The organism is Nitratireductor sp. GCM10026969, from assembly GCF_042660605.1.
Taxonomy (GTDB): domain Bacteria; phylum Pseudomonadota; class Alphaproteobacteria; order Rhizobiales; family Rhizobiaceae; genus Chelativorans.
The window spans coordinates 1-4,882 of sequence record NZ_JBHSUM010000229.1 but is presented as its reverse complement, the minus strand read 5'-3'; the positions used below and the strand labels follow the sequence as shown (position 1 = coordinate 4,882).

Here is a 4,882-nt window from a genome sequence, read left to right as displayed (position 1 = left end):
CGGGTGCGCTTGGCGGCGTCGACGCGCTTTCGGCGGCCGCTCTCCTGCCGCTGGATTCGGTCGAGCATACCATCGTCAAGCCGCCGGAAGCGTGGCGGGGCACGCAGGCGGAAAGCCTCGTCGACCTCGCCCGCGTGGAGGACGCCGTCACCTTCTTTCAGGGGAGCGCCAGGCAGGCGGCGGACCGCTTTCCGCAGAATGCCAACGTCGCCGTCATTTCGGCGCTCGCCGGCATCGGGCTCGACCGGACGCGCGTCCTGCTCGTCGCCGACCCGACGGCACAGCGCAATTCGCATGAACTGCGCGCTGCAGGCGCTTTCGGCACACTGCATGTACGGCTGGAAAACGAGCCGCTGGCCACCAATCCGAAATCCTCAGAGATGACGGCGCTCAACCTGGCGCGTCACCTCGAAGCGCGGATCGCGCCGCTGGTGCACTGAACTTTCATCCATCCGAGACCATTGCGTCACGCATCATTCCCGTTTGGGGGTGGCAATTAATGTATTCGTAAAATTGGTCGCTTGCGTTGAACACGGAGACTTCGTGATAGAGCCGAAGCTTCGATAAATCAGCGGCGACACGGAAGAAGGTGGTGAATATCCGAAGGTGTGTGGGGTGCGCTTCCGCCCAGCGCTCAAGCAAATCAAGTGACCGCCAGTGGCCTATGTTGTAGCTCTTTTCCAACCGGGAGCCGTCGAGGTCGATATATTGCACATATCTGTTGCTGTAGCAGCCGACCTCCTTGCCGTTGTCGCGGAGGAAATCCATGCCGGCTCGAAGTGTCGGCTCGATTTTTCGGAGATAAAGATCGCGCTCATCCCCCTCCGTCTCCGCCCAATCCTGGCCTGATCGGATGAGCGCGATATTGTCGTGCCCACGGATGATCACCCGTCCCTGGCTTTGCGGGTTGCCTTCAACGATTTCAAGCTTGCCGGACGGCTGCATCCTGTCGGTTTGGGAAATCGGAAATCGGTCGCGCATCGAGCCCCAATAGCCATGTTCCTGGACTTCGTCGCTGATACCGTCCATGATTGCACCGACGCCGGGCAACTGTTCCCTGAAGGCGTAAAGGGTTTCGAACTGCTCTGCGCGAGGGGCCACGATCTCTCGGAAATAGCCAACCTCCTCCTGCAGCCGATCCTCCGATTCCCACCGGCCGGACACCACCGGCGAAGACAGCCATCGCTTGTATGCGTTCGGATCGCGCCAGTAGCCAACAGCCATCAAATTCTCGTATCCGTGGGCATCCTGGTGGCATGTCAGGTCATAGTGGCCGGGTCCGTCAGGGAGGGCGAAATCGCTGACGATGCGACGCAGCGCGGCCATCGCCATCTCTTCTTTTTCCGCGCCGAGATACTGAACCCCAAAGTAACCCATCACGACCTGACAGAGATCTTCCTTTGCTCTGGCGACCCACATGGGGAATGGCGGTTCGTAATCGTCGGCTACGCGGCGTGAAAGTGCTCTTGGGCATTGAAGATGTTTGTCGATTGCGGATTCCATCGTTCCTCTCCGAGACCTGGCTGATGTGGTCGCAACGGCACCACCTGAAGATGATGACCAGCCGTGCAGACGAGACGGTATTACAGCTTAAAGTTTAGATCAATCTGCCTGGTATATATGTCTGGTTTTGGCCCGACAGGTGTTTTTTCGAGAGCTTGCGCGGGTCGGTCTGCCCTGTTCACAAGGATCCAATCACGCCGGTGGAGCCGTCAAGCACCAGCAGCAATCCCCGGCAAGTGGTGCTCGCGGCTATGCACCAACGCGAGCCGGAAGCTGCGCAAAGCGGCAGATCTGACCTCTGGCCACGCATTTTCATTCAGATTTTTTATATATGAACTTGAAAATTACGTATGAATAATCCATTCTGAGTGATAGGGGAGGAGCGGCGTCAGGAAGTTGTCGCTTTCTGCATATGCTTTTCGATGGCTGTCACTCCCTCCACGAACTGGACACGGGATTGGGAAGAGTTATGCGAAATATGATGCGTTTGCTCATTGGTGCGGGAACGTTGGCCTTCGCCGCCACGCCGGCGCTAGCACAGATCGAGTTACGACTGGCGACCGTCTCATCGACCGGCGAGCCGATCTACGAAGCGATGGAGTTCTTCGTCGAGGCGGTGGAGGAGAAGGTCGGAGACGCGGTCACCATCACGATCCATCCCAACGGCGAGCTCGGCAGCAACCAGGAGGTCTACGAGCAGGTCAAGATCGGCGCGCCGGTCATCCAGAACTCCGATCCGGGTTATCTGTCCGATTACGTGCCGGACTTCGGCATTCTGAACGGCCCCTATCTCCTGTCGGACCCGCGCGATTTCTCCAAGATCCTGAAGTCCGACCTTTTTGCCGGGATGAAGGACGATCTGCGCGGGAGCGCGGGATTCGAGCTGCTTGCGACCAACTGGTTTTTCGGCGCCCGGCACGTCATCTCCGACCGCGAGATCCGCACGCCCGCCGACATGGAGGGCCTGACGATCCGCGTGCCGCCGAACACGATGTGGATCGAGACCATCGAGGCCATGAACGGCCGCGGCGTGCAGCTCGCCTGGCCGGAGGTCTATACCGGCCTGTCGACCGGCGTCGTTAAGGCCGCCGAGGCGCCGCTTGCCGCGCTCCATGCCTCGAAGCTCTACGAGCCGGCCAAGACCGTCTCGATGACCGGGCATTTCAAGGCTTTTGTCGGCCTCGTCATGAATGCCGACCTGTTCGCCTCCTTCCCGCCGGAGGTGCAGGAGGCGCTGACCCGGTCGGCCATCGAGGCCGGCGACTACATGACGGACCTCGTCATCGCTTCCGAAGAGGACTATGCCGGCAAGCTTGAGGCCGAGGGCGTGACCATCGTGCGCGATGTCGACGAGGCGGCGTTCCGGCAGGCCACCGAATCGGTCTACGGGGCCTTTCCCGACTGGACGCCGGGCCTCTACGAGAGGGTATCGGAGATCCTCGCGGACTAGCCGGACCCAAGGGAGAGCGCGTATCCGCCGCTCTCCCATTTTCCCGATCAGGAAGGATGATGCGCATGCTGCGGCGCGGAGCGGCAAATCTCGACCTGGGGGTGGCCTGTCTTGCACTGGTGGTGGTGGTTATCAGCGTGGCCTGGGGCGTGCTGACGCGCTACGTCGTCTCACAGCCGGCCGTATGGACGACGGAGCTGTCGTCCATCGCCTTTGCCTGGGTGGTCTTCTTCGGTGCGGCGGCGGCGATGCGGCGCGGCATGCACATCGCCATTCCGATCTTCGTCGACATGCTGCCGGCGACGGCGCGCAAAGCCGCCACGCTTCTTGCGCTCGCACTCGTGATCGGTTTTCTCGGCTATACGTTCTACCTTGCCGGCCTGCTCTCGGCACAGTCGTTCAACCGGCCTTCGCCGGTGCTGCGCATCTCCTTCGCCTATGTCTATGCGGGCATTGCGGCGGCGTTGTTCCTGATGCTGGTTCACGCAGTCCTGCAGGTCTTCGCGGTTTGGCGCAGCCCCGACGGGACCATCGCCTATCCGCCGCAGGAAGCGGGAGAAGCAGGCTAGCATGGACTATCTGCCGGTCGTCTTCCTGCTTGTGCTGCTCGCCTTCAACGTGCAGGTCGCCTTCGCGATCGGCATTGCGGCGCTGGCCTTCTTCGTCGTTTCCGGCGCGATGCCGGTCCAGGTCTTTGTCCAGCGCTTCATCGCCGCGACCCAGTCCTTTCCGCTTCTGGCCGTGCCCTTCTTCATCCTGGCCGGCGCGATCATGAACGAGGCGGGCATCACGCGCCGCATGCTCCATCTCGCCGAAACCCTGACCGGACACGTGACGGGCGGGCTGGCGCAGGTGAACATCGTCCTCAGCACACTTTTGAGCGGCATGTCGGGCTCGGCCAACGCCGATACCGCCGTGCAGTCGAAGCTCCTGGTGCCGGAGATGGCACGCCGGGGTTACGATGTCGGCTATTCCGCGGCGGTCACCGCTTCTTCCTCCATCATCGCGGCGACCATTCCCCCCGGCATCGGCCTCATCCTCTACGGCTTTCTCGCCAATGTCTCGATCGGCGCGCTGTTCCTGGCGGGCATCCTGCCCGGGCTTCTGCTCGCCACGCTGCTGATGATCGCGGCATGGGTGATCGCGCGCCGCCGCGGCTACCTGCCCTCGCGCGCAAAACGCGCCTCCTGGCAGGAGCGCGGGGAGGCATTCAAAGGCGCCTGGCTGGCGCTTCTCATCCCGGTCGGGGTGGTCGGCGGAATCCGCTTCGGCCTGTTCACCGCCACGGAAGCGGGCGCCGTCGCCGTCGTCTATTCGATCGCCGTCGGCCTTGTCTATCGTGGCTTGAGCTGGCGTTCGATTCCCAAGGTGCTTTCGCAAAGCGTGCTTGCCACGGCCGCCATCATGCTGATCATCTGCGCAGCCAACGCCTTCGGTTTCTACATGTCCTGGGTGGGCATTCCAAAGCAGGCCGCGAATTTCATCGCCGGCCTGACGGAAAACCCGGTTCTCATCCTGCTGCTCATCAATGTGCTTCTGCTTGGCGTGGGCATGCTGATCGAGGGTACGGCGGTTCTCATCCTTCTCACGCCGATCCTCGTGCCGGTGATCACGGCACTGGGCATCGACCCGGTGCATTTCGGCATCGTCATGGTGCTCAACCTCACCATCGGCGGCATGACGCCGCCGCTCGGCACCCTGATGTTCGTCGCCTGCTCGGTCACGGGCGTCTCCATCGCCAAGTTCACGCGCGAGGCCGCTCCCTTCCTGGCCGTGTTGCTGGCAGCCTTGCTGGCCGTGACCTTCATCCCGCAGATCGCGCTGTGGCTGCCCTCGCTCGGACACTGAGCGGATAAGGCGCTGCATGGAGCCTCCGTCACGGGGCCGCCGGGCCCCAGCCGGCGCAGGCGCCGCGCGCGATCCGCACGG

At 62.3% G+C, this 4,882-nt stretch carries 5 protein-coding genes; 4 read left to right on the top strand and 1 reads right to left on the bottom strand.

Annotated elements, in window-relative coordinates; all coding sequences use genetic code 11:
- A partial coding sequence (locus ACFP9U_RS23910; protein WP_378625279.1) for an aspartate dehydrogenase domain-containing protein occupies positions 1–440 on the top strand: 440 nt, incomplete at its 5' end.
- A 4-nt stretch (positions 441–444) separates the two neighbouring features.
- Here the strand turns inward: ACFP9U_RS23910 and ACFP9U_RS23905 are convergent.
- A complete protein-coding gene (locus tag ACFP9U_RS23905) occupies positions 445–1,503 on the bottom strand; it encodes a phenylacetaldoxime dehydratase family protein (protein WP_378625277.1) in 1,059 nt (352 codons plus the stop codon).
- A gap of 481 nt (positions 1,504–1,984) precedes the next feature.
- Here ACFP9U_RS23905 and ACFP9U_RS23900 point away from each other — a divergent pair, with 481 nt between their 5' ends.
- The 3 genes from ACFP9U_RS23900 to ACFP9U_RS23890 all read left to right on the top strand — a co-directional run bounded on the left by ACFP9U_RS23900 (position 1,985) and on the right by ACFP9U_RS23890 (position 4,801).
- Positions 1,985–2,953, top strand: coding sequence for a C4-dicarboxylate TRAP transporter substrate-binding protein (locus ACFP9U_RS23900; protein WP_378625276.1), 969 nt, complete (start codon positions 1,985–1,987; stop codon positions 2,951–2,953).
- A 65-nt stretch (positions 2,954–3,018) separates the two neighbouring features.
- Complete coding sequence (locus ACFP9U_RS23895; RefSeq protein WP_378625274.1) at positions 3,019–3,522, top strand: TRAP transporter small permease; 504 nt, start codon at positions 3,019–3,021, stop codon at positions 3,520–3,522.
- A 1-nt stretch (position 3,523) separates the two neighbouring features.
- Positions 3,524–4,801, top strand: coding sequence for a TRAP transporter large permease (locus ACFP9U_RS23890; protein WP_378625273.1), 1,278 nt, complete (start codon positions 3,524–3,526; stop codon positions 4,799–4,801).
- Positions 4,802–4,882: the final 81 nt, after the last annotated feature.